Origin of the sequence: Corynebacterium mycetoides, from assembly GCF_900103625.1 — a bacterium.
GTDB lineage: Bacteria > Actinomycetota > Actinomycetes > Mycobacteriales > Mycobacteriaceae > Corynebacterium > Corynebacterium mycetoides.
Window position 1 is genome coordinate 1,074,156 of sequence record NZ_LT629700.1, and the last position, 21,414, is coordinate 1,095,569.

At 61.3% G+C, this 21,414-nt stretch carries 21 protein-coding genes; 6 read left to right on the top strand and 15 right to left on the bottom strand.

Annotated features, from left to right (window positions below; all coding sequences use genetic code 11):
* Positions 1 to 160: 160 nt before the first annotated feature.
* The 8 genes from BLS40_RS05170 to dnaG all read right to left on the bottom strand — a co-directional run bounded on the left by BLS40_RS05170 (position 161) and on the right by dnaG (position 10,198).
* Positions 161 to 1,450, bottom strand: coding sequence for a glycosyltransferase family 4 protein (locus tag BLS40_RS05170; protein WP_092149672.1), 1,290 nt, complete (start codon positions 1,448 to 1,450; stop codon positions 161 to 163).
* A gap of 112 nt (positions 1,451 to 1,562) precedes the next feature.
* Positions 1,563 to 2,846 carry a UDP-N-acetyl-D-mannosamine dehydrogenase gene (gene wecC / locus BLS40_RS05175; RefSeq protein ID WP_231908528.1) on the bottom strand — a complete coding sequence of 428 codons (1,284 nt, stop codon included), beginning with the start codon at positions 2,844 to 2,846 and terminating at the stop codon, positions 1,563 to 1,565.
* A 68-nt stretch (positions 2,847 to 2,914) separates the two neighbouring features.
* The gene (gene wecB / locus BLS40_RS05180) at positions 2,915 to 4,117 is read right to left on the bottom strand and encodes a non-hydrolyzing UDP-N-acetylglucosamine 2-epimerase (protein ID WP_231908529.1); all 1,203 of its coding nucleotides are present in this window, start codon (positions 4,115 to 4,117) and stop codon (positions 2,915 to 2,917) included.
* A gap of 81 nt (positions 4,118 to 4,198) precedes the next feature.
* Positions 4,199 to 5,341, bottom strand: a complete 1,143-nt coding sequence (locus tag BLS40_RS10955; protein WP_157672443.1) for a hypothetical protein — start codon at positions 5,339 to 5,341, stop codon at positions 4,199 to 4,201.
* Between the two features lie 14 nt (positions 5,342 to 5,355).
* Positions 5,356 to 6,192 carry an ABC transporter ATP-binding protein gene (locus BLS40_RS05185; protein ID WP_092149675.1) on the bottom strand — a complete coding sequence of 279 codons (837 nt, stop codon included), beginning with the start codon at positions 6,190 to 6,192 and terminating at the stop codon, positions 5,356 to 5,358.
* Positions 6,176 to 6,988: an ABC transporter permease gene (locus BLS40_RS05190; RefSeq protein ID WP_092149677.1), complete on the bottom strand. Its 813-nt coding sequence runs from the start codon at positions 6,986 to 6,988 to the stop codon at positions 6,176 to 6,178. The genes BLS40_RS05185 and BLS40_RS05190 overlap by 17 nt, the downstream gene beginning before the upstream one ends.
* 232 nt (positions 6,989 to 7,220) lie before the next feature.
* Entirely contained in the window at positions 7,221 to 7,847 is a 627-nt protein-coding gene (locus BLS40_RS05195) for a MazG nucleotide pyrophosphohydrolase domain-containing protein (protein ID WP_092149680.1), read from the bottom strand.
* A 413-nt stretch (positions 7,848 to 8,260) separates the two neighbouring features.
* A complete protein-coding gene (gene dnaG, locus BLS40_RS05200) occupies positions 8,261 to 10,198 on the bottom strand; it encodes a DNA primase (protein WP_092152191.1) in 1,938 nt (645 codons plus the stop codon).
* A gap of 42 nt (positions 10,199 to 10,240) precedes the next feature.
* Between dnaG and BLS40_RS05205 the strand changes: the two genes are divergently transcribed.
* The 3 genes from BLS40_RS05205 to BLS40_RS05215 all read left to right on the top strand — a co-directional run bounded on the left by BLS40_RS05205 (position 10,241) and on the right by BLS40_RS05215 (position 12,120).
* The gene (locus BLS40_RS05205; protein ID WP_076599583.1) at positions 10,241 to 10,684 is read left to right on the top strand and encodes a ribonuclease domain-containing protein; all 444 of its coding nucleotides are present in this window, start codon (positions 10,241 to 10,243) and stop codon (positions 10,682 to 10,684) included.
* Positions 10,681 to 11,040: a hypothetical protein gene (locus BLS40_RS05210; RefSeq protein WP_092149683.1), complete on the top strand. Its 360-nt coding sequence runs from the start codon at positions 10,681 to 10,683 to the stop codon at positions 11,038 to 11,040. Before BLS40_RS05205 ends, BLS40_RS05210 begins: the two co-directional genes overlap by 4 nt.
* A 306-nt stretch (positions 11,041 to 11,346) precedes the next feature.
* Positions 11,347 to 12,120 (top strand): hypothetical protein, encoded by a 774-nt coding sequence (locus BLS40_RS05215; protein WP_157672444.1) that lies wholly within the window; start codon positions 11,347 to 11,349, stop codon positions 12,118 to 12,120.
* A gap of 46 nt (positions 12,121 to 12,166) precedes the next feature.
* Here BLS40_RS05215 and BLS40_RS05220 read toward each other — a convergent pair whose 3' ends face one another.
* On the bottom strand, positions 12,167 to 13,429 hold the full coding sequence (locus BLS40_RS05220) for a deoxyguanosinetriphosphate triphosphohydrolase (protein WP_092149689.1): 1,263 nt from the start codon (positions 13,427 to 13,429) through the stop codon (positions 12,167 to 12,169).
* A gap of 50 nt (positions 13,430 to 13,479) precedes the next feature.
* Here BLS40_RS05220 and BLS40_RS05225 point away from each other — a divergent pair, with 50 nt between their 5' ends.
* On the top strand, positions 13,480 to 15,510 hold the full coding sequence (locus tag BLS40_RS05225; RefSeq protein WP_092149691.1) for a TPM domain-containing protein: 2,031 nt from the start codon (positions 13,480 to 13,482) through the stop codon (positions 15,508 to 15,510).
* Here BLS40_RS05225 and BLS40_RS05230 read toward each other — a convergent pair.
* Genes BLS40_RS05230 through BLS40_RS05240 form a run of 3 tightly spaced genes read right to left on the bottom strand, consistent with a single transcriptional unit; the run spans position 15,507 to position 17,789 of the window.
* On the bottom strand, positions 15,507 to 15,896 hold the full coding sequence (locus tag BLS40_RS05230; protein ID WP_092149694.1) for a hypothetical protein: 390 nt from the start codon (positions 15,894 to 15,896) through the stop codon (positions 15,507 to 15,509). The genes BLS40_RS05225 and BLS40_RS05230 overlap by 4 nt on opposite strands.
* The gene (locus tag BLS40_RS05235; protein WP_092149697.1) at positions 15,893 to 16,402 is read right to left on the bottom strand and encodes a hypothetical protein; all 510 of its coding nucleotides are present in this window, start codon (positions 16,400 to 16,402) and stop codon (positions 15,893 to 15,895) included. The genes BLS40_RS05230 and BLS40_RS05235 overlap by 4 nt, the downstream gene beginning before the upstream one ends.
* Before the next feature lie 4 nt (positions 16,403 to 16,406).
* Positions 16,407 to 17,789, bottom strand: a complete 1,383-nt coding sequence (locus tag BLS40_RS05240) for a glycine--tRNA ligase (protein WP_092149700.1) — start codon at positions 17,787 to 17,789, stop codon at positions 16,407 to 16,409.
* Between the two features lie 199 nt (positions 17,790 to 17,988).
* Here BLS40_RS05240 and BLS40_RS05245 point away from each other — a divergent pair, with 199 nt between their 5' ends.
* Complete coding sequence (locus BLS40_RS05245; protein ID WP_092149702.1) at positions 17,989 to 18,456, top strand: ArsR/SmtB family transcription factor; 468 nt, start codon at positions 17,989 to 17,991, stop codon at positions 18,454 to 18,456.
* A gap of 9 nt (positions 18,457 to 18,465) precedes the next feature.
* Positions 18,466 to 18,885 (top strand): Fur family transcriptional regulator, encoded by a 420-nt coding sequence (locus BLS40_RS05250; protein ID WP_092149705.1) that lies wholly within the window; start codon positions 18,466 to 18,468, stop codon positions 18,883 to 18,885.
* A 14-nt stretch (positions 18,886 to 18,899) separates the two neighbouring features.
* On the opposite strand, the gene BLS40_RS05255 is transcribed toward BLS40_RS05250, so the two are convergent.
* Genes BLS40_RS05255 through era form a run of 3 tightly spaced genes read right to left on the bottom strand, consistent with a single transcriptional unit; the run spans position 18,900 to position 21,292 of the window.
* Positions 18,900 to 19,640 (bottom strand): isoprenyl transferase, encoded by a 741-nt coding sequence (locus BLS40_RS05255; protein ID WP_092149708.1) that lies wholly within the window; start codon positions 19,638 to 19,640, stop codon positions 18,900 to 18,902.
* Between the two features lie 7 nt (positions 19,641 to 19,647).
* On the bottom strand, positions 19,648 to 20,388 hold the full coding sequence (gene recO, locus BLS40_RS05260) for a DNA repair protein RecO (RefSeq protein WP_092149711.1): 741 nt from the start codon (positions 20,386 to 20,388) through the stop codon (positions 19,648 to 19,650).
* Positions 20,378 to 21,292: a GTPase Era gene (era, locus tag BLS40_RS05265; protein ID WP_172808001.1), complete on the bottom strand. Its 915-nt coding sequence runs from the start codon at positions 21,290 to 21,292 to the stop codon at positions 20,378 to 20,380. The genes recO and era overlap by 11 nt, the downstream gene beginning before the upstream one ends.
* Between the last annotated feature and the right edge of the window lie 122 nt (positions 21,293 to 21,414).

Here is a 21,414-nt window from a genome sequence, read left to right on the forward strand (position 1 = left end):
GTTTCCTTCCGTGCCGCGATCCTCGAGGAGTTTGAACACATGAAGACACTCCACTGTGGAATTTCTCCTAAGGACCATGGAAGGACAAAACTCTGGGCAACAAAGACTGGAGCCTCCGTCGATTCAGCCACCTGATTCAAAGACCGAATTCGCATGAAAACTACCTCGTGTTGTTCTCGTAAACGGTTTCAAGAAGCTTCAGGAATGCTGCCGGAGCCGCAACCTCTCGCTCATGCGCAACCCATTTTGCCCCGCTTTGAGGCACCTCGAGCAGCTTGGGATTCTGGCTTAGATCCACCCATAGCTGCGCTAGTCCCACTGGGTCGTTGGGCTTGACCACATGCCCGGCCTGAAACCTGTTCACAATCTCGGCCGCCTCGCCTGAGACAACAGCACAGATGTGTATTCCGTTAGACATTAACTCGTAGGTCTTGGAAGGAATCGCTGCTTCCAGAGAATGCCAATCGGTTAAATGAACGAGTGCGGTATCTGCCCAATCTAGGTCAGCAGTTAGTTCCTCTGGGGGCTTTTGGTGCTCGAATTGAATCGGCGCTGATAGTTCTTGGGCGCGTGAGTTTAAATTGTGCCACGAGTCACCGTCACCTACGAACCGGATAGCCAAGTCCAGGCCAAGTTGATTCTGAGCAATCTTCGCGGCTTCAATTACGTTATCCAGTCGCTGAGCCCTTCCTAGTGTGCCGGCGTAGAGCACGTTCAACTGGCCCTTAACGCTTGATTGACGTTTTTGATCGGATCTGAGTACCGAGGGAAACACGTTGCGAACTACCGCGGTTGGAACTCGAGCGCTTTGCTTAAGTTGTTCCTCCAGATAAGACGAGGTTGTGACTATCCCATCAGCCTTCTCCAACGCAAAATTCACTACTCGCTTTGTAGTAGCGACTAGCAGCTGGAAGGGGCCTTTAGTGAGCAGCTTCTCGCGTAGAGACGGGTGCCCCGTCGCTTGGTTCCACTTAGCGCTCTCCTCAAATAAAGCAGGCCAGGCATCCCGCAAGTCGATGACGTACGGCGCTTGAAGCCTTCGGGATGCGAACCAAGTAACCAAAGCTGTTGGTAAGGCTGGAACCGTCCCAATGATGACGTCAGGGCGATAGTCTCTAACCGGACCCGCGCGCAAAACCAATCCGACAATCATCGCCATTGAAATCCACGCTTGATTCCAAATACGTTGTGTCAAGCTAGGACCTGAAGGAAAGAATCCCGAGCGGAAAATTCTCACTCCGGAAGGTTCCTCTTCGACTTTGAATCTGAAACTTAACCCCTCAGCAAGCAGCCACTCCCTCATCGACACTTTGCGCTTATAGTGCGGCGGAGGTGCTATGGCTACGACCTCGTGCCCAGTATCCACTAGAACGTCAGACAGCCATTTCCAGCGCCTCTGAGGCACCCCGTTTTCTGGTTGCCAATACTGGGAGATAATGAGGATCTTCATCTATTCGAGAATCCACCTTGCTGCAACTGCAGGGTTCGTGGTGTGCAAGCGGGTTTCATGCTGGAGCGCTAGCGGGGAAGCTAATCGGCACTTCTACGGAAACTGTACTCTATCAACGCCAAAGACCCCGGGTATCGATTGCGATCTTCCCGGTTAGTGAACTTTCTCCGATCTCCTTGAATTCGCGGTGATCGACTAGCAGCAGAACGATATCTGCTGACTCCACTGCTTCTTGCGGAGACGCCACGAACTCGAGACTGTTGTGCCCTTGAAGCCCCTCTGGCATCGCGGGCACGTTCGGTTCTACAACTTTGATATCTAACGCAGGCTCCGCTCCAGCAAGTTGCTGGACGATGTACATCGCTGGGGACTCTCTCAAATCATCGATGTCCGCCTTAAAGGAAAGTCCCAACGCGGCTACCACAGGAGACTCCAAGCCGGCAGCGGCTTCCAGTACGCTTTTTACCACGTGATCCGGTTTGGAGTCGTTTGTTTCTCGAGCGGTTCGGATGAGATTGGATTCTTCTGGCGCAGCAGCCACGATGAACCAAGGGTCGACCGCGATGCAGTGGCCACCCACACCTGGGCCAGGATTCAGTATGTTCACTCTGGGATGATGATTAGCAATCTCAATTAATTCCCAAACGTCAATTCCAAGCCGATCACAGATAAGGGAGAGCTCATTTGCGAATGCAATGTTTACGTCTCGGAAAGAATTCTCGGTGAGTTTCGCCATCTCGGCTGTGGTGGCATCTGTCCTTAGCAGATCTGCACTGCAGAAAGTGGAATACAGCTGACATGCGAGCTCTGTACCGCTTTCGGTCAAACCACCGATGACCCTATCGTTCGATTCCATTTCCTCCATGATTTTCCCAGGAAGAACACGTTCAGGGCAATGAGCTACATGGATAGAGTTCGAGGAGAATCCGTCGTGGGTTAGATCAGGACGTTTCTCCACAACGTACTCAGCCATCAGCTTGGTGGTGCCGGGCGGGGAAGTTGACTCCAAAACAACCAAAGCGCCAGGTGCCAGATGCTTTGCCATCGCGTCGATTGCACTCTTGATGTACTTGAGATCCACTTCGTGGCCCTCGCCCTTGAATGGGGTCGGCACGCAAACTATGTAAGCATCAGCCTCCGTCTGCTCAGTCTGCGCCGTGAGTAGCCCTTCATCAACCACTCGCTTCAGAAGCACATCAAATCCAGGTTCAACGAAGGGAACCTCTCCGTTGTTAATTGCTGAGACAAACCCTTCGTTAACGTCAACTCCAGTAACAGGAATTCCCTTAGACGCAATGAACGCAGCGGTTGGAAGGCCGATGTACCCAAGCCCAACTACGCATACTTTTCGAAACTGTGTCGTACTCTCCATTGCTAGCGCTGGGTCCTTCCTCATAGCCTGGCCAAAGTCTCAATCATCCTTGAGAGTTAAAAGCTAGTTAACTCAAACTCTCATCGATGTTACTAGCTTATCCTTGATGAGGACACTAAAGGATCGAACTCGGCCACCCGCTTGCCTACACCCATTAACTCGGCGATTGCGGCTACTGCTCTCTCGGTAGCTTTGCCGTCACCGTATGGATTGACCGCGTTCGCCATCGAAGCGTAAACAGCAGGCTTGTCGAGAAGATTCGATGTTTCTGCCACGATCAATCCCCGATTTGTCCCTACCAACTTCACCGTCCCAGCTACTACTGCTTCCGGCCGTTCGGTATTGTCCCTCAACACTAAGACGGGTTTGCCAAGCGATGGCGCTTCTTCCTGCACTCCTCCCGAATCAGTGAGAACCAAGTAGGAACGGTTCATCAGTGCGGTGAACTGGTCATACGGTAGCGGATCCGAGATGACGACATTCGGCAAGTGCTCAACTTCGGGGAGTACATTATCCCTTACCGCCGGGTTCAAATGAAGAGGAAGAACGAACACTACGTCTGGGTAGTTTTGTGCTAGATCCTTCACCGCCCCGCCAATGCCTCGCATAGCCTCAAGGTTTTCCCTGCGATGTGTAGTGATAAGGACTACGCGTTCGTCGGTGCCCAAGAGCTCACTCAACCGAGCGTCCGAGAATTCGACATCCCAAACCGTCGAAACTTTCAAAGAATCAATGACGGTATTCCCCGTTACCACTATATCCTTGGATCTAATGTTCTCGCGACGCAGATTCTCCCGCGAATCCTTGGTTGGAGCCAAGTGCAAACTGGATACCTGGCCAATTATTTTTCGGTTAGCTTCCTCGGGAAAAGGAGAGAGAATGTTCCCAGTCCGAAGACCGGCTTCAAGATGAACGATCTTGACACCTCGGTTGAAACCCGCAAGGGCCGCCACCATAGCTGTAGTTGTGTCACCCTGGGCTATGATCACGTCGGGCCGCTCAGCCTCTATGATCTCGTCTAACCCTTCTGCCGCTCGGGCTATGAGCTGGTTCAAGGATTGTCCCGGTTTCATTAGATCTAGGTCGAAATCAGGGACAATATTGAAACGCCGATTAACCTGCTCTAGCATCTCTTTGTGCTGGCCGGTCGAGACAACCACAGAACTAAAACGCTCATCTTGTTGAAGAGCAGAGATGACGGGAGCGACCTTAATCGCCTCCGGCCGCGTACCGTAGACGGTCATTACTTTGGGTTTCACGGACTCCATACGGACTCCCTTATCGTCGTGCGCCATAGCGATCCTTGTTTTTTACACTCATCTCGGCGGGACCTTTACAGGACCGAAACTACATTGTGAACTAGCGAGTGCTGCTGCTTAAAACGCATAGTACCCCGTCAAAATCTCCCGAATCTTACTCACAGACTCGTAATCTCGACTAGAATACCATCCTAAGCCACCACGCCGTAATCCATCCTCTAACGGACCGCGGAGTGCATCCGGATACTGCTCGTAGAAACGAGGATCCGTTTTAAACATGAAATCGAAATCACCTGCCGAAAGTTGGGAGCTAATTTCAGTAGGCACCCCCGAAACTAGCGCCTCAGCCTGCTCAGTCCGGCCGTACGCAAACAAAAGCAACGCAGTCAGGTCAACGGCAAAATTCTGACCAAATTTGTAATGCACTTTCTGGGAAGTCGGCAGCGGAGGGGCATCGATGCCGAAACCGAAAATGTCATCAACAAGTTGAGCCAGCGCAATTTTCCGGAAGTACTTCTCTTCTCCGGGACTTGCAAGAGACAATAAAGATTTTGATAAAAGGTCCGGATTGTGCCGAAGCACAAGGAGGACAGTCCCAACTTCCGAAATACCTGCCACTGGGGCGACACTCTCGTACCCCGCGAGCTTGAAAGGTGGGAACGTGTGGGCAGCAGAAGCTGGAGCGTTTAACCTCAGCTGCGAAGCTTCCAGAATCGACCCGAAGGCAAAGTAGGGCGATTCGAAGCAATTTGCTAGTAGCAAAGGACCAATTCCCATAAAGGACCAACTATTCGAGCGCAATCCCGTGGTCACAATATTTGTTTCAATGATCCTTGTGTCGAATTGCTGAAAGAAATTCCGTTCTCGGGAGAACCGCCCCCCAAAATCCAGAGAGACGAGCTCACAGTCTCCCAACAGGAACTTTGAGGCCAGAGAGTCGAGCCCCCCACTGAAATTGAGAACTGCATTTGATCCGTCTTTTTTGTTGGGGATGAAATCCAGGCTTCCGGAAGCTTGTACATCGGAACCCGTCCACTCAGCGATTCCCGATACGACACTACTGCTCACTGGGAAGCCAAAGTCAATTCGATCGAAGCGCGTGCCACATAAAGTGCTCAGAGCAATGGCGAGACTGTCCTCCTCTAGCGGAATCACCTCATCAAAAACAAAGTTTAATTTTTCTTCACTGCCATCGGTTCCCACCGAGATACTTAGGTGGGTACCATTCCATCGCTCAGGTTGAAACGAAATATGGTTCATAATGACCAAGCCTTTTAACTCGAGAAGGTTATCTGGGGGCGGATGTAGTCAGCTCTGATATTTTCGATGTACCCCGCATCCCTTCCGGACTTCACCAATCCAGTCCACTCTTGGTAGAGCGAGACAATCTCGTCTGAAGATCCATCAGCGATGATTTCGCCGCGATGAACCCACACTGCTCGAGCACAGTTACTCAGAACCTGCTCCGCCGAGTGAGAAACCAAGAATAGATTTCCCGCATCCTCGAGCAGCTTCGACATGCGCTCACTCGCTTTCTCCGCAAACGCTGCATCACCAGTCGAAAGGGCTTCATCGACCAACAGAATTTCCGGTTTAACGGCCGTCGAGATAGCGAAGCTCAATCTTGCGCCCTGCCCAGCCGAGTAAGTTTTCAGAGGCCTCTCGATAGCATCACCGATATCTGCCCAGTTCGAAATATCAGGTTCAAGTTCTTCAGCCTCTGCCCTAGTCATACCAAGCGCTAGACAACCTAGAATTACATTCTGCCGACCAGTCAAGTAAGGCTGTAGAGCAGGAGAAACTCCAAGCAGCATAGGTTGGGACTTTACAAGCACTTCACCCCGCGTTGCCGTTTCTGACCCAGCTATAAGTTTTAGGAGGGTGGACTTACCAGAGCCATTTCGCCCGATCACACCGATAGATTCACCCCTCACCGCCACCAAATTCGTGGGCTTTAAAGAATGAACATAGCGCGGACGTTTCCCCCCGGACTTGCCTCCTGCATCAATTGATTTGCTATCCGTCACGGCATAGATTTTCGTTGCTTCTCGTAGAACTACAGCTGGATCTTCGACGAACTCAGATCCACCATCCTTAGAATGCCTTGGCATAGCGGGGTTCAGCCCTCCAAAAATAGAAAAATCCGAAAGTTAGGGTGCCGAGCGACCAAGCTAAGAGAATGCCCCAGTCCCGTAGGCTCATCGGATTTGCGTACATTGCTACCTCACGAAACCCCTGAATGAACCGATAAGCCGGATTAGAGGTGAAAATACTGTAGACGACCGGGTTATCCGCATAGACCTCTACCGAGTAGAAAATGCCTGACGCGAACATCCACCCGCGAGCGAACAATTCGAGCAATACCCTGGTGTCCGGCAAGAGCGCTGTAAGTCTTGCCGAAATGAACATTAGTCCGACGCAAAACCCCATAGTAAGGAGATAAAGGGGAACCACTAACAGCAAGCTCCAAGAGGGAACGAAGGGGATTTGAAACGCTAAAGCCGCAACGATAGCGACCACCATCGCGGGAAACGTGTCATATATATAACGGAGTGAGTTCGAGAGCACTATCGCGGCGCGAGGGAAAGCGAAAGTCTGGATCATGCTCTTGTTCGCTTCTAGTAGACCGATGCCACCCATGAGCATACGACTGATGGTGCTGAAGACGGTCATACCAATGATGACGAAACCGACGAAGTTGTCCACCCCTCGATTCGTCCTCAATAGCAGACCGAAAATCGCACCGTAGAGGAGAGCCTCAAGCACTGGGCTGGCCACCAGCCAAAAGCGCCACCAATTGTAGTTTCGGGTTGTTCTGAACGCCTTGGCCCGTGCGTCCGCCTTGATGAAATCATCTCGGCGCACTAGCTCGCGCATGTAGCTGCCAAAGCCGAGGTTCTGGCGCACTGTCCGAAGTCCTTCACGTCGAACCGTCATAGAAGGCACGGTGACTTCATCAGGTCTCGGATCTTGTGAATCCGATAACTGAGACATTTAAATCCCTGTCCTCTCGAAGGTTGACCACAATGAGTCTTTCGCCCACACTGTGAGACCTTCTCTCTGTTCGATTCCTTCCATCGGAAGTATTTTAGCCCCTCAGACCCTGTCGAACGTTTTCCGTCAATGCGTCTAAAATTCCCTAGTCCCTGATTGTCGATCGCTCCCGCTTCTTCCCCTCCGCCCACAACCGGTCTTGTACATCGCCTGGGACGGTGCCGGTGCTGCCGTCGAAAAGGTACGGCGCGCGGTTTTTCAGCTTATCGACGAAAGCCTGCGCCACATCAGCGAACGTGAACGCCCCGCGCTGGTCGGCGATCTCAGCATGGAAAAGGACCTGGAGGAGGAGATCGGACAGCTCCTTCTTCAGCTCGGCGTCGTCTTGGCGGGTGCGCACGGCCTCCGCGAACTCGGCCGACTCCTGCTCGAGGTAGGTGAGCAAACTCTCGTGGGTCTGCGCCCTCTCCCACTCGCCGCGGCTGCGGGCGACGTGCATCACGCGCTGGGCTTCGTTGATGGGGTCGTGGCGGGATGTGACCTCGATAAGAGGCTCTCCCCTGCTCAGCCGCTTGCGCACCGCCGGGTCGCCCGGATCGGTGGTGACCAGCCAGCCCTGGCCGGTGGCGTCCTCGCCGCGGACAAGGTCACCAAAGTTCCAGCGGGCCGACACCGGCACCTCATCTGTGAAAGCGATGGGGCCCTCCACGCGGATGGCAACGTTGATAGGCACCATGTCCGGCCACCGCGGATCCAAAACCAGAACGCTCATGGATTCGATGTTAGTGGCATTTAGTTGCTGCGGAATCCACGGGGAGATGCCGAGCTAAAGAAGCACATCACCCCTCGCGCTAGGCGAGGGGTGCGGCGGGGTTGGTTCACCGAATTGGTGAGAGCCTGTTCCAGATCATACTGTCAGGTTTGAAAACAGTTAACTCCAGCACGTCAACAAATTACTCCTTGTCCAAGTCGCCGGTCTCGCACGCTGCCCTCAGTTCGTCTAGGTGGAAATAACGAGGCGACTTGACGAAAACCGAACCCTGCCCCTCCTTCCTATGGAGAATCGGTGTGGCCGAGGTACTGTGTGGGACAGACCGTTCAACGGGTTGATCCCTTGGCGGTAGGGCCCAGTTAAACTCCCTCGCTTTTGCGACAGTTGCTGGGCCCACTTCGGTTCCAAGAGAACTAGCTGCCCCTGAACGCCCTCTCGTTAAGTTCCCGCCGCGCCTGCTCCAGCGCTACCAGGTCCGAGAAGAGCGCGTTGTACGCCATCTCGTCGTCGCTGGGGCGCATGCGCTGAAGCTGCGATTTCAGCTGCGCGATCTGGTTGCCCACGCGGACTTCCTGGAGGCGGGAGAGCACCGAATCGGCGTAGGAGGCGGGATCTGCGGCGTGGATCTCCTCGACGGCGAGCTCGGACACGAAGTTGCGGCCGGTGTCGTCGAGCATCTCGGCGCTGACGGCCGCGATCCAGGCCGTGCCGTTGGAGGAGTTGGCGACTGCGCCGCCGGCCTTCGTCATTGCCTCGCGGACGGCGGAGTAGGCGGGGTGGGTGAAGGCGTCCGGGTTGATGCCGTCGAAGTAACTGCCGGCCACCGCCGGGTACTGGAGGGCGACTTTGAGGGCTTCGCGTTGGGCCCAGAGGCGGGGGTCGTCGGGCGAGGGGGGCTGGAAGGCGGGGGCGCCCACACCAGAGCCGCCCGAGCCGGAGCCGGCGGAACCAACAGAAGAACCAGCGGCACCGGCCGCCTGCTCCCAGGCGGAACGCCGGCGCCCACCAGCCGAGGGATTCTTCGCCTCCTGCCGCACCTGCCGGATTACTTCGTTCGGGTCCGGCCACCCGACCCAACCGGCGAGCTGCCGGGCGTACTCGGTCTGCAATGGGGTGTCTTTGATTTGGGCGACGACGGGGACGGTGCGTCGTAAAGCTTGCAGGCACCCCTCGGGGGTGTCCAGCGAGTAGTCCTTCAGCAGGGACTCGATGACGAACTCGAACATGGGGACGCGGGAGGCGACGAGGTCGCGGACGGCGGCGTCGCCGCGTGCCATGCGCAGATCGCACGGGTCCATGCCGTCCGGGGCGACGGAGACAAAAGACTGGCCGGTGAACTGCTGGTCGCCTTCGAAGGCGCGCATCGCGGCTTTCTGCCCTGCTTCGTCGCCGTCGAAGGTGTAGATCAGCTCGCCGCGGAAGTAGTTGTCGTCCAGCATGAGACGACGGATGATGCTCATGTGGTCCTTGCCGAAGGCAGTGCCGCACGCAGCCACAGCTGTTTTCACGCCGGCGGCGTGCATGGCCATGACGTCGGTGTAGCCCTCCACCACCACGCACTGGTGGCCGTCGGCGATATTCTTCTTCGCCAGATCGAGGCCGAAGAGCACCTTGGACTTGTGGTACAGCATCGTGTCCTGGGTGTTCATGTACTTGCCCATCGGATCATCGTCGAAGAGCTTCCGGGCGCCGAAACCGATCACGTTGCCGGCGACATCCTTGATCGGCCACAGCAGACGGCGGCGGAACTTGTCGATGGGACCGCGCCGCCCCATTGTCGACAGCCCCGCATCGACAAGCTCCTGGACGTCGAAGCCTTTGCGCAGCAGGTGCTTCGTCAGTGTGTCCCAGCCTTCGGGGGCGTAGCCGCACTCGAAGTGGTGGATGATGTCGCGGTCGAAGCCGCGGTCGAGCAGGAACCGGCGGCCCACTTCCGCTTCAGGCTGCTCGAGCTTGGCGCGGTAGAACTCGTGCGCGGCTTTATTCGCCGCAATGAGGCGGGCGCGGGTGCCGGGCTTCACGTCGCGGGCGCCCGTGGATCCGCCCTGGTAGTTGATGTGGTAGCCGATTTCCTCCGCGACGGCCTCGACCGCCTCGGGGAAGCTCAGCTGCTCCATCTCCATCATGAAGGAGAAGACGTCGCCGCCTTTGCCCGTGGAGAAGCAGTGGTAGTACCCGCGGACCGGACGCACGTGGAATGACGGCGTCTTCTCGTCCTTGAACGGGCTCAGCCCCTTCAAGGAGTCGTGCCCGGCGGGCTTGAGCTGAACGTACTCGCCCACGATGTCGGCGATATTGGCGCGCTCGCGGATAGCCTCGATGTCACTATCCGGAATTCTGCCCCTAGCCATGGCGCACATCCTACCGCGCGGGGGTTCGTTTAAAATGAATGCATGTCTACTGACGGCGACAGTTCGAGCCATTCAGTGGCTCTGCCTTTGATCCTCATCATCGGCCTCATCACGCTCGTGGCCGTCGTGTACTCGATCGTGCACGACCCAGACAGCCCGGAGCGCACAGGCACCCCGCAAAGCAACGAGAGCGGGATCAGCGAGTGCGCGTCGATTCCGCCAGAAGCAACAGAGCTTATCGACGACATCCACTCCGGCGGCCCCTTCGACCACCCCTCGAACGACGGCAGCCACTTCGGCAATTACGAACAGATCCTGCCGCGGGAGGATTCGGACTATTACCGCGAATACACCGTGGAGACCCCCGGTGTGGATCACCGCGGGGAACGCCGCATTGTCACCGGCGGAGGCACCGAGACCGATCCAGACGTGTACTACTACACCGACGACCACTACGAATCCTTCTGCGAGGTGACCGTCGAATGACGCTCGATCCGGCAACTCCGCACGACTCCGACAACACCTCCGCAGACTCGACCACTTTCTCGAAAACTGTCGTCGTTTCCCGCCCGGTGCACTCCATTGCGGATCTCGGCGTCGGCATCATCGACGCCGTCTACTCCCCCGACAAGCCCGCCACCAACTCCGCCAGCCCCAGCGCGGAACTTGACCCCGGCCCCGACGCCCGCCCAGTCCCCCGCAACCTCGACGCTCTCGCGGACCTTCTGCGCGAGACCCAGACAGACCGCCTCGTCGTGACGGACTGGCGCGCATCGGAAGAGCTGACCGGAAAGCTGCTCAACGTCTTCTCCCACGAAGGCGTCACACTCGTGCGGGGATAGTGCATCCCTCGCACAAAACCTGAGTCCGCGCGCTCTAATCACCGCCGGATTGCACATTTCAGTGCGCAAATGAGCTTTGAACTCAGGTTTCGAGGAGACTCCTGAACTCACCCGGGGTAAACAGGGTGCATGGGGGAAATTCGGGAATGGGTACAGTTCGCTGAACAGGACGTACGGGAGCTCCGGCAGCGATATTTGGAAGAGCGAATTCAGGTTTCGCGTCAGGATCGCACGATGCCCCCGCCAGGACTTAGCTTCGTGTCTCCGACGAGTGGAATCGCGTCCGATTGGTTTCGCAGCCTCCGGATGAAGCAGCAATTCGTCGTGCGCGGTGCGGCTGCCGCGAAAGAGACGCGAAAGGCTGTGCTCATCGGTGCCTGGGCGGCCGCGCAATGGGGAATGTGGTTCGTGCTGCCGAATGATCCGGCGGTGGAATTCACGTTGCCGTCGGGGCATCAACCGTCGAAAAGCATGCTTCCGCCTGGAGTGCGTTTCAGGTCCTTGAAGCTCCGGGAGGGCGATGTCATGGAACTGGACGGCGTGCGCGTAACGAATCCGCTGCGCACCTACCTCGATCTGTGCCGCATGCGGAACCGTACGAATGCCTGGCTCGCGGCGGGGTGGCTGCTCGAGCGCGGTATCAGTGCCCAGGAGATCGCGGAGTACGCGGAGAGCTTCGATGGTCCGATGCATCCGAACAGGAAGCGTCTGGCCGTGTCGCTTCCCCGCCGTGCGCGGGATGTCGGCTCGTTTCCGTATCTGCTCGCGTATGCGCTTCTCGAGCACTCCCCAGTTTCAGTCCGTACCCACTGCGAACTGGATGAGATGGGGCACGCGGTTCTGCTCGCTGGGAACGACCTCGTCATCGCCGTCGACGAGGATCCGCTGTGGCGCGAACTGGAAAGCGAAGGTGACGGCGATGGGTTAGCGCGCAACCGCCGCAGGCGCGAGAGGTGGATTGCCGCGCGCGGATTCCGCAAGCTCTACTTCACTGCCGAAGAAATCGAGGCGGACCCGGATGGCTTCGTCAGTGAAGTGCTCGGAGCAACGCGCTTGCGGAACCGCCGGCTGACGTATTGAGTGTGGCAGGTTCTGTGTCCTTGAGGCTCTCTCGCTTCTTGCGTTTCTAGAGGTAGCCCTCGAAAGATGCGGTCTTCTTCGCGGTGCGCTCGAGGCGGGACTCGGTCATGGACGCGATCTGGTCGATGATCACGCGCTCGCGCTCGGCGTCCGTATTGGCCTCGTGCCACCACGCGGCGAACATGGTGTCCAGCGACCCCGGCGCGCCGGCGGACAGGTAGTCGTAGACGCGCACGATGCGGTTGCGCTGCCGGTCTTGGCGGGCGATGTGGGCGGGCATGTCCATCACGTAGAGGACAGCAACGGTCTTGAGCAGGCGGACCTCGGCTTCGGCTTCGGGCGGGATGACGAGTGAGCCGTGCATGCGGCCGATGGGGCCGTCGTTGGCGGCCTCCGTCGCGGTGATCACGGCGCCGACATAGCGGCCGACCAGCTCAGAGGTCATCTTCTTCAGGGTGACGTAGCCGGAAAGCGAGAAGTCGAAATCGGCGGCGGCGGAGACGATGGGGAGGGAACGGAGGCGGGCGGCGGCGTCGATAAGCTCGTCTGCTGTGCCGCCGAAAGCTTTCGCGCCTTTGGCCGCGAGCGCGGCGAGCTCGACGAGATCCCACAGCACATTCAGATCGACGCGGCCGGATACGATTCCGTCCTCGACGTCGTGGACGCTGTAGGCGATGTCATCGGAGCAGTCCATCACCTGCGCCTCCATGGGCGGGTTGTTGTCGGTGTGGCCTTCGCGCAGCCAGGTGAGAATGTGCGCGTCCTCGTCGTACGCCCCGTATTTCCGGTTGATGGTCCCGTCCGGGTTGGTGCGGGTGCACGGGTATTTGCACGCGGCATCGAGCGCAGCGCGTGTGAGGTTGAGGCCGAATGATGCTCCGCCGTGAAGAATCTTCGGCTCCAGGCGGGTGAGGATCCGTAGTGTTTGCGCGTTTCCTTCGAAGCCACCGCATTCCTTGGCGAGCTCGTTGAGGGCGACCTCGCCGTTGTGGCCGTAGGGCGGGTGGCCGATGTCGTGGGTCAGGCCCGCCATGTCGCACAGGTCCGGGTTGAGGCCGAGGCCCAAGCCGATGCCGCGGGCGATCTGGGCGACCTCGAGCGAGTGCGTCAGGCGGGTGCGCGGAGTGTCGCCGTCGTGGGGGCCGACCACCTGAGTCTTGTCGGCGAGGCGGCGCAGGGCGGCCGAGTGCATCACGCGGGCGCGGTCGCGGGAGAACGCGTCGCGGTTGTCGGCGTCCGGGGCGAGCTGGGCGCCCTTCGGGCCTTCTGGGGCGCGGCGCTCTGCGTCGGCATCAGCGTAGGGGTACACGTTTGTCAAGCTTAACCTCCGATGTCGCGGGAACGGCTACCCTGGTGCGCATGAAACTGCGCTACTTCCGCATTGTGCTCGCCGCTCCCCTTCTCGCCGCCGGTGTCGGCTGTGCCGCCGCTCCGGTGGCACTGGCCGCTGCCACTCATATCGACGCCCAGGCGCCGGCCACCAGCCTGCAGCCCGGGCGGCTCACCTCCGTGGTAACGGACGAGGCCGGGGTCCTCTCCCCCGGCGAGGTCAGCCAGATCGAGTCCGCCGCGCAGCAGGTGGCGGCCGAGAAGCAGAAGACGGTGCGCGTGGTGTACCTCGACTCCTTCGGCGCGATGTCGGCGCAGGACTGGGCGCAGGCGGCGGTGAACGCCAATGGGTCGAATACAGCGATTGTAGCGATCTCGCCGGCCGAACGCGCGTTCGCGGTCGACGCCGGCGACATGTGGACCCAGGGCGAGGTGGACGCGATGTACAACGCCGCCTACTCGCGCCTGACGCAGGACGACTGGTCGGGTGCGGCGCTCGCAGCGGTCGACGCGGCGGCGACGGGCGGCGCTAGTGGGACCGGCGGCACCGGTGACGCGAGCGGCGCCGGTTGGGTCGCGGGCGGCCTGGGCGTCGCGGCGCTGGCAGGCGGCGGGATCTGGGCGGCGCAGAGGCGCAGCACGAATAAGTCGCGCGAGCGGCAGTTGGCCGACGCGCGCCAGCTCGACCCCACGGACACTGACTCGCTCGGCCGCCTGCCCACGCCGGCGCTCGAGGAACTCGCCCGCGACGCCCTCGTCCACGCCGACGAGTCCATCCGCCAGGGCAAGGAGGAGCTCGAGCTGGCGACGGCCGAGTTCGGCGCGGACCGCGTGCGCCCCTTCACCTCCGCGATGAACACCGCGAGCACGACGTTGCAGCGCGCGTTTTCCACCCATCAGAAGCTTTACGACGCCATCCCGGAAACAGAGCCGGAAAAGCGCGCGATGCTGATTGACATCATTTCGTCGGCGGGCACGGCGAACGAGGCGCTGCGGGCGCGCTCGGCGGAGTTCAACGAGATGCGCGGCACCCTCATGCGCGCCGACGAGGAGATTGACAAGGTCGTGCAGCGCACCATCGACCTGCGCGCGCGGCTGGCGCCGGCGCAGGAGACGCTGGAGGGGTTGCGGGCGCGGTACTCGGGGGAGATGTTGGCGTCGATTAGCCCGAACGTCGAGGTGGCGCAGGACTCGCTGGATGAGGCCGAGAGGCTGCTCGGCGAGGCCCGCGCGGTGTCGAAGCAGCCCGCCGGGCGCCAGGGCGCGCTCGTGGACCTGCTCGCCTCGGCGTCGCACGCGGTGGAGGTGTCCGACACCAACCTCGCCGCCATCGAGCACGCCGAGACCAACATCCGCGACGCCAAGGCCAACCTGCCGGCGCTGACGAGTGAGATTGAGGATGAGCTGCGCGAGATCGCGGAGCTCAAGCAGGCCCGCCAGATCGGGGCGGACATCGACGTCGCCGCGCTGGACACCATTACCGAAGAGGCCCGGCAGGCGCTGGCGGGCATGGGCAACCGGGCGGAGACGGACCCGCTGTCGCTCTACACCGACCTGACCGATTTGGACTCGCGGATCGACGCTCACATCGACCGCGCGCGCGGCGCCGCCTCCGACCAGAACCGCCAGCTGCAGGTGCTCAAGCAGCAGCTGCAGGTGGCCGTGACCCAGCTGCAGACCGCAGAGGACCTGATCAACTCGCGCGGGCGGATCATCAGCTCGCACGCGCGCACCCTGCTCGCCGAGGCGAAGCGCCAGTACGCGGAGTCGCGCAACCGGGCGACCTCGGACACACGGGGGGCGATCGACTTCGCGCGCGCCGCCACCGAGACCGCGCGGCGGGCGATCGCCGCCGCCAATGACGACATCCAGCGCTACCAGCAGCGGCGCAACCAGCAGATGGCCGGAAGCATCGGCGGCAACATGGCCAACGCCATTATCTGGGGCTCGATTCTGTCCGGCGGCTTCGGCGGCGGGAACAACGGCGGGTTCGGGGGCGGCTTCGGCGGTGGCGGCGGGTTCTCCGGCGGCGGCCCTGTCGGCCGCGGCGGGATGTTCTAGCGCATCGTGCGCCGCGTGGGCGTGTCCACAAACGTCAGCGCCCACGTCATGAACACCACGTCCAGGTCGAGCTCGGCGACGGGGTCGACCTCGAGGCTGCCGTCGGCGCGGCCGCGGGTGCGCGCCACCACGCGCCCGTGCGCGTCGAGGATCTCGCGGCGCTTCCCGCCGACGCGGTTGAGCGCGTACTGGCGCCCGTCGCAGTCGGCGCGGTAGCGCAGCACCGTCATCCCCGCCCTGCGCAGGCGGAATTCGGCGCCGTCGGGGGCGACGGCGTGCGCCGGGGAGGTGAGGCGCAGGGAAGCGTCGCCGAAGGTGAGCGTGTCGGGGGTTGCCTCGGCGTGGGTGCCGGAGGCGTCGACAAGCGAGGCTCCCTCCCAGATCATTGGAAGAGGAAAACCACGACGACGAAGATGGAGAGGAAGACGAGGAAGGCGATCAGCGCGTTGGAGTTGATCATCTTCTTCGTCTCCAGCACCTCGCGGGCCACCCACGCCAGCGCGACGACGTCGGTGGCGGGCAGGTCGGTCTCGCCCTCGAACTCGACGATGGCGCGGCGCACGCCGTTGTGATCCTGGGTGAACTGGGCGACCTTGTCGCCGCGGGCGTCGTCGACGATCCAGTTCTTGGACCACTCGTTGACAAGCGCGTAATGGCGGCCCTCGACATCCACGGCGATGGTCTTGTCGCGCTTGAGGCTCCCCATGGCGCGGACAATCTCCCGGCCGCCGCGGGTGGCCACTGCCCCCGACTCCGGCGAGGCGACGAGCTCCCATTCCTCGTCGCCCACCTGCGCGCGCTCGTGGGTGAACACGCCGAGGACCTCCGGGCCGTCCTCGGCCAGGAGCTTCAGGTTGTCCTTGTTGCTGCGATCCCAGCTGACGTAATGCATGGTCCTAGCATCCAATCAGGCGTGCGGCCAGGTAGGACTCGAGCTCGTCGAGGCTGACGCGCTCCTGCTCCATCGTGTCGCGCTCGCGCACCGTCACAGCGTTGTCCTCCAACGAGTCGAAGTCGAAGGTGACGCAGAACGGGGTGCCAATCTCGTCCTGGCGGCGGTAGCGGCGGCCGATGGCGCCGGAGGTGTCGTAGTCCACGTTCCAGTGCTGGCGCAGCTGCTGGGCCAGCTCCTCGGCCGGGCCGGAGAGCTCGGGCTTCTTGGACAGCGGCAGCACCGCGACCTTCACCGGGGCCAGGCGGCGATCCAGCTTGAGCACGACGCGGGTGTCCACACCGCCCTTGGAGTTGGGGGCCTCGTCCTCGTGGTAGGCGTCAATCAGGAAGGCCATCATCGCGCGGCCCAGGCCGGCGGCGGGCTCGATGCAGTACGGGATCCAGCGCTCGCCCGAGTCCTGCTCGAAGTAGCTCAGGTCCTCGCCGGAGGCCTCGGCGTGCGTCTTCAGGTCGTAGTCCGTGCGGTTGGCCACGCCCTCGAGCTCGCCCCACTTGGAGCCGGCGAAGTTGAACGCGTACTCCACGTCCACCGTGCGCTTGGAGTAGTGGGACAGCTTCTCCTTCGGGTGCTCGTACAGGCGCAGGTTCTCCGGGTCGATGCCCAGGTCGATGTACCACTGCAGGCGGTTGTCAATCCAGTACTGGTGCCACTGCTCGTCCTCGCCCGGCTTGACAAAGAACTCCATTTCCATCTGCTCGAACTCGCGGGTGCGGAAGATGAAGTTGCCCGGGGTGATCTCGTTGCGGAAGGACTTGCCCATGTTGGCGATGCCGAACGGCGGCTTCATGCGCGCCGACGTCATCACATTCTTGAAGTTGACGAAGATGCCCTGCGCCGTCTCCGGGCGCAGGTAGTGCAGGCCTTCCTCGTCGTCGACGGGGCCGAGGTAGGTCTTCATCAGGCCCGAGAACGCGCGCGGCTCGGTCCAGTTGCCGGGCTGGCCCGTCTCCGGGTCGTTGATGTCCGCCAGGCCGTTGGCCGGCGGGTGGCCGTGCTTTTCCTCGTAGGCCTCCAACAGGTGGTCGGCGCGGTAGCGCTTATGGGTGTAGAGTGATTCCACCAGAGGGTCCGTGAAGACCTCGAGGTGGCCCGAAGCCACCCACACCTGACGCGGCAGGATGATGGAGGTGTCCACGCCCACGGTGTCCTTGCGGGACTGAACCATGTGGCGCCACCACTGACGCTTCAGATTCTCCTTCAACTCCACGCCGAGCGGGCCGTAGTCCCACGCGGAGCGGGTACCGCCGTAAATCTCACCCGCCGGGTACACCAAGCCGCGGCGCTTGCAGAGATTTACGACGGTATCAATGTTGCTGGAGGCCATAGACAACTCCTACTAATTCAGACGGCAGCGAAAACTAGTTGCCCAGTGTAGCGGGTCGATATGACAACCGGTTCGATCGCCTAATGGGTGGTCGTTTCCACTAAACAAAGACACGCGTCCAGTATATTTTCTGGTAGCAATAAGGTAGAACTGCCTGCAGGGATTTTGGTTGAGAAAGGGGCTGAGCGTCGTGGACAGAATGCAACCGGGCGATGTTGAACGCACAGCCGAGCTCGTGAGCGCGCTCGATTCTCCCCTGCGCCTGCAGATACTCCTGCTGCTCAATGACAGCCCCCACGTGGTGCACCAGATCGTGGGCAAACTGGATAAGTCCCAGCCGCTGGTGAGCCAGCACTTGCGGGTGCTGAAGCGGTGCGCTCTCGTCGACGCCACCCGCTCCGGCCGCGAGGTTGTCTACGCCCTCGCCCAGCCCGAGGTCATCGACGTGATCCACGAGCTCGCGGACATCTCCGCGACGGCCGCCGAGTCCGCCGAGGCCGCCGGTTCCACCGAGGATGAGCTCGATGAGCTCGCTTTTCGACGCCGAGGCCGCAACGAGCGGAACTCCGGTTCGGGCGCCGCCGCAATCATCGATCCCCCCGCCGACGTGCGCCCCGATCAGGACCCCGGCCTGACCCCAAAGACGCCCGGTCCCGTTCGCGAATAAGGTGTATGCATGGCTACCTACTCGTCCACCCCGAAACTCGGGGTGCGCAACACATGGCAGCGCACGGCCGTCGTCGATGCGCTGCGTGACATAGACAAGTTCGTCTCCGCCCGGCAGATCCACGAGGAGCTCGAGCGCCGCGGTGAGAAGGTCGGCCTGACCACGGTGTACCGCACCCTGCAATCGCTGGCCGACGTCGAGGCCGTGGACGTCCTGCAGAACAAGGACGGCGAGTCCCTCTACCGCCACTGCCTGACCGACCATCACCACCACCACCTCGTGTGCACCGTCTGCGGGCGCAGCGAGGAAATCGAGGGCGGGCCCGTGGAGAAGTGGGCGCAGCTGGTGGCGCAGCGCTACGGCTACCAGCTCGTCGGCCACGACGCCGAAGTGTTCGGCGTCTGCCGCGGCTGCCAGGCCGCGCGGTAGTTGGGAATTAGGTTTTAGGCGTTGTGCTCGACCGCGCCGCCGAAGCGGCGGTCGCGCTTGGCGTACTCCAGCACCGCGTCAAACAGGTCGTCCTGGGTGAAGTCGGGCCACAGCTTCTGCTGGTACACCATCTCCGCGTACGCCGACTGCCACACCAGGAAATTCGACGTGCGCTGCTCCCCCGACGGGCGCAGAAACAGGTCCACGTCCGGCATCTCGGGCTGGTAGAGCCACTCCGGGAAGTTGTCCTCCGTGATGTCTTTCGCGCGGACCTGGCCGTTCGCCGAGGCGTCGACAAGCGCGCGCACCGCGTCGAGGATCTCCGCGCGGCCGCCGTAGTTGACGCACATCACCAGGGTCAACCCCGTGTTGTCGCGGGTGAGCTCCTCGGCCGCCTCGAGCTCGCGGATCACGCTGCGCCACAGCCGCGGGCGTCGGCCGGCCCAGAGGATGCGCACGTTTTTGGCGTGCAGCTCGTCGCGGCGGTTGCGCAGGACGTCGCGGGAAAAGCCCATGAGGAAACGCACCTCGTCGGCGCTGCGCCGCCAGTTCTCCGTGGAAAACGCGTACGCCGACAGCCACTCGACAGTGCCCAGCTCGATGCAGGCGTCGACGCAGTCCATGAGCACCGCCTCGCCGCGCTTATGCCCCTCCGTGCGCCTCAATCCGCGCTGCTGCGCCCAGCGGCCGTTGCCGTCCATGACCACGGCAATGTGACGGGGAATGAACTCGGGCGCGATGTCGGGTCTGCTCATTGCTCTATTATGCCTGCTCCATGATCCGCAGGCTCTTCACGGCCGACTCCACGTGCCACTGCAGGTGGGCGGAGGTGAGCCGGTGGACGTGATCCACCATCTCCGTGCTCGCCGGGTGGCCGTGCTGGATGAGCCACATCACGTGCAGGGTCTCCGGGTCCACGCTTACCGAGCCCGGCGGGCGGCAGTTGTTGCACACCGCCCCGCCCGCCGCGGCGTTGAACGCCTTGTGCGGCCCCGGGGCCTGGCAGCTCGCGCAATCGAAGAGGCTCAGCCCCCATCCGGCGTACTCGGTGGCGCGCAGGATAAAGGCGTCGAGGACCAGCGTCGGGTGCTGGCCGGACTGGCCGAGGGCGTGGAGGGCGTCGGCGGTGGCGTCGAAAAGCTCGGCCCCCTCGTTGGCATCCGAATAGCTCAGCTTCTCCGCGGTCTCCAGAATCGCGCAGCCGGCGGTGTAGCGGTCGAAGTCCTCGATGATGCGGCCCGCGTAGTAGGCCACCGTGTCCGCGGCCGTGATCGTGGCCAGGTTGCGGCCCGGGTAGAGCTGGACGTCGAGGTCCACGAACGGCTGGATGCGCGAGCCGAAGCGGGAGCGGGACTTGCGCACGCCCTTGGCCACCGCGCGGACCAGGCCGTGGGCGCGCGTCAGCAGCACGACGACGCGGTCGGCCTCGGCGAAGTCGTAGGTGCGCACGACGAACGCGCGGTCGCGGTAGCTCGGCTTGCGGGAGCCTGTTTTAGAAGCCAAGGCGGCCGAGCGCTTTCGGGTCGGATTGCCAGTTCTTGAGCACCTTGATGCGCAGGTCCAAAAACACGTTCTGCCCGAGCAGCTCGATGATCTGCTTGCGGGCGCGGTGCACGATGCCAGAGAGACGGCGCCCGTCGGGGCCCTCGATGATCTTCTTCTGCCCCGGACGCTCGAGGAACATCACCGCGTAGATCCTCAGCTTGTCGGGGTTGTCGGGGTCCGGGTGCATCTCGTCGATCTGCACGGCCACCGAGTGCGGCAGCTCCTCGCGCAGGCCTTGGAGCGCCTCCTCGCGGATGAGCTCGGAGATGCGGGTCTCGGTGTCCTCGTCGGTGATGTGGCCCTCGGGGTAGAACTGCGGTCCCTCGGGCAGCTGGCTGACCAGCAGGTCCAGCAGCACGTCGAGCTGCACGCCGTTGGTTGCGGACACGGGGACGACCTCGCATCCCTCGCCCAATAAATCGTGGAGCTCCAGCAGGCGCTCGCCCACGGTGTCCTTGCCCGACTTGTCCAGCTTGGTCACGATGCCGACGATCGGGGTACCCGGCTTCGTCTCCCGGATCTGCTCCAATATGAAGCGGTCGCCCGGGCCGATCTTCTCGTCCGCCGGAACGGTGAAGCCGATGACGTCGACGTCGGCGAAGGTGTCCCGGACCACGTCATTGAGCCGCTCGCCCAAAAGCGTGCGCGGGCGGTGCACACCGGGGGTGTCCACGACGATGACCTGCGCGTCCGGGCGGTTGATGATGCCCCGGATGGGGTGGCGCGTCGTCTCCGGCTGGTCCGCCATGATGGCAATCTTCTCCCCCACCAGCGCGTTCGTCAGTGTCGACTTGCCCGTGTTCGGGCGCCCGACGAAGCTGACGAAGCCGGAGCGGAAGCCCTCAGGCGCATTCATATCCATGCGGGCCATCTTAGCTGCGCCGCCGACATTTCCCCTCCTCGCACACTCTAGTGTGAAATTAGCACTTGGGTTCTATGTCGGGGTGGGTATAATTAAGGGCACACACTTTCGAATGGGGGGAG

Coding starts and splice junctions, on each gene's coding strand:
- BLS40_RS05170 (WP_092149672.1), bottom strand. CDS start 1,450: ATGAAGATCCTCATTATCTCCCAGTATTGGCAACCAGAAAACGGGGTG.
- wecC (WP_231908528.1), bottom strand. CDS start 2,846: ATGAGGAAGGACCCAGCGCTAGCAATGGAGAGTACGACACAGTTTCGA.
- wecB (WP_231908529.1), bottom strand. CDS start 4,117: ATGGCGCACGACGATAAGGGAGTCCGTATGGAGTCCGTGAAACCCAAA.
- BLS40_RS10955 (WP_157672443.1), bottom strand. CDS start 5,341: ATGAACCATATTTCGTTTCAACCTGAGCGATGGAATGGTACCCACCTA.
- BLS40_RS05185 (WP_092149675.1), bottom strand. CDS start 6,192: ATGCCAAGGCATTCTAAGGATGGTGGATCTGAGTTCGTCGAAGATCCA.
- BLS40_RS05195 (WP_092149680.1), bottom strand. CDS start 7,847: ATGAGCGTTCTGGTTTTGGATCCGCGGTGGCCGGACATGGTGCCTATC.
- dnaG (WP_092152191.1), bottom strand. CDS start 10,198: ATGGCTAGGGGCAGAATTCCGGATAGTGACATCGAGGCTATCCGCGAG.
- BLS40_RS05205 (WP_076599583.1), top strand. CDS start 10,241: ATGTCTACTGACGGCGACAGTTCGAGCCATTCAGTGGCTCTGCCTTTG.
- BLS40_RS05210 (WP_092149683.1), top strand. CDS start 10,681: ATGACGCTCGATCCGGCAACTCCGCACGACTCCGACAACACCTCCGCA.
- BLS40_RS05215 (WP_157672444.1), top strand. CDS start 11,347: ATGAAGCAGCAATTCGTCGTGCGCGGTGCGGCTGCCGCGAAAGAGACG.
- BLS40_RS05225 (WP_092149691.1), top strand. CDS start 13,480: ATGAAACTGCGCTACTTCCGCATTGTGCTCGCCGCTCCCCTTCTCGCC.
- BLS40_RS05230 (WP_092149694.1), bottom strand. CDS start 15,896: ATGATCTGGGAGGGAGCCTCGCTTGTCGACGCCTCCGGCACCCACGCC.
- BLS40_RS05235 (WP_092149697.1), bottom strand. CDS start 16,402: ATGCATTACGTCAGCTGGGATCGCAGCAACAAGGACAACCTGAAGCTC.
- BLS40_RS05240 (WP_092149700.1), bottom strand. CDS start 17,789: ATGGCCTCCAGCAACATTGATACCGTCGTAAATCTCTGCAAGCGCCGC.
- BLS40_RS05245 (WP_092149702.1), top strand. CDS start 17,989: ATGCAACCGGGCGATGTTGAACGCACAGCCGAGCTCGTGAGCGCGCTC.
- BLS40_RS05250 (WP_092149705.1), top strand. CDS start 18,466: ATGGCTACCTACTCGTCCACCCCGAAACTCGGGGTGCGCAACACATGG.
- BLS40_RS05255 (WP_092149708.1), bottom strand. CDS start 19,640: ATGAGCAGACCCGACATCGCGCCCGAGTTCATTCCCCGTCACATTGCC.
- era (WP_172808001.1), bottom strand. CDS start 21,292: ATGGATATGAATGCGCCTGAGGGCTTCCGCTCCGGCTTCGTCAGCTTC.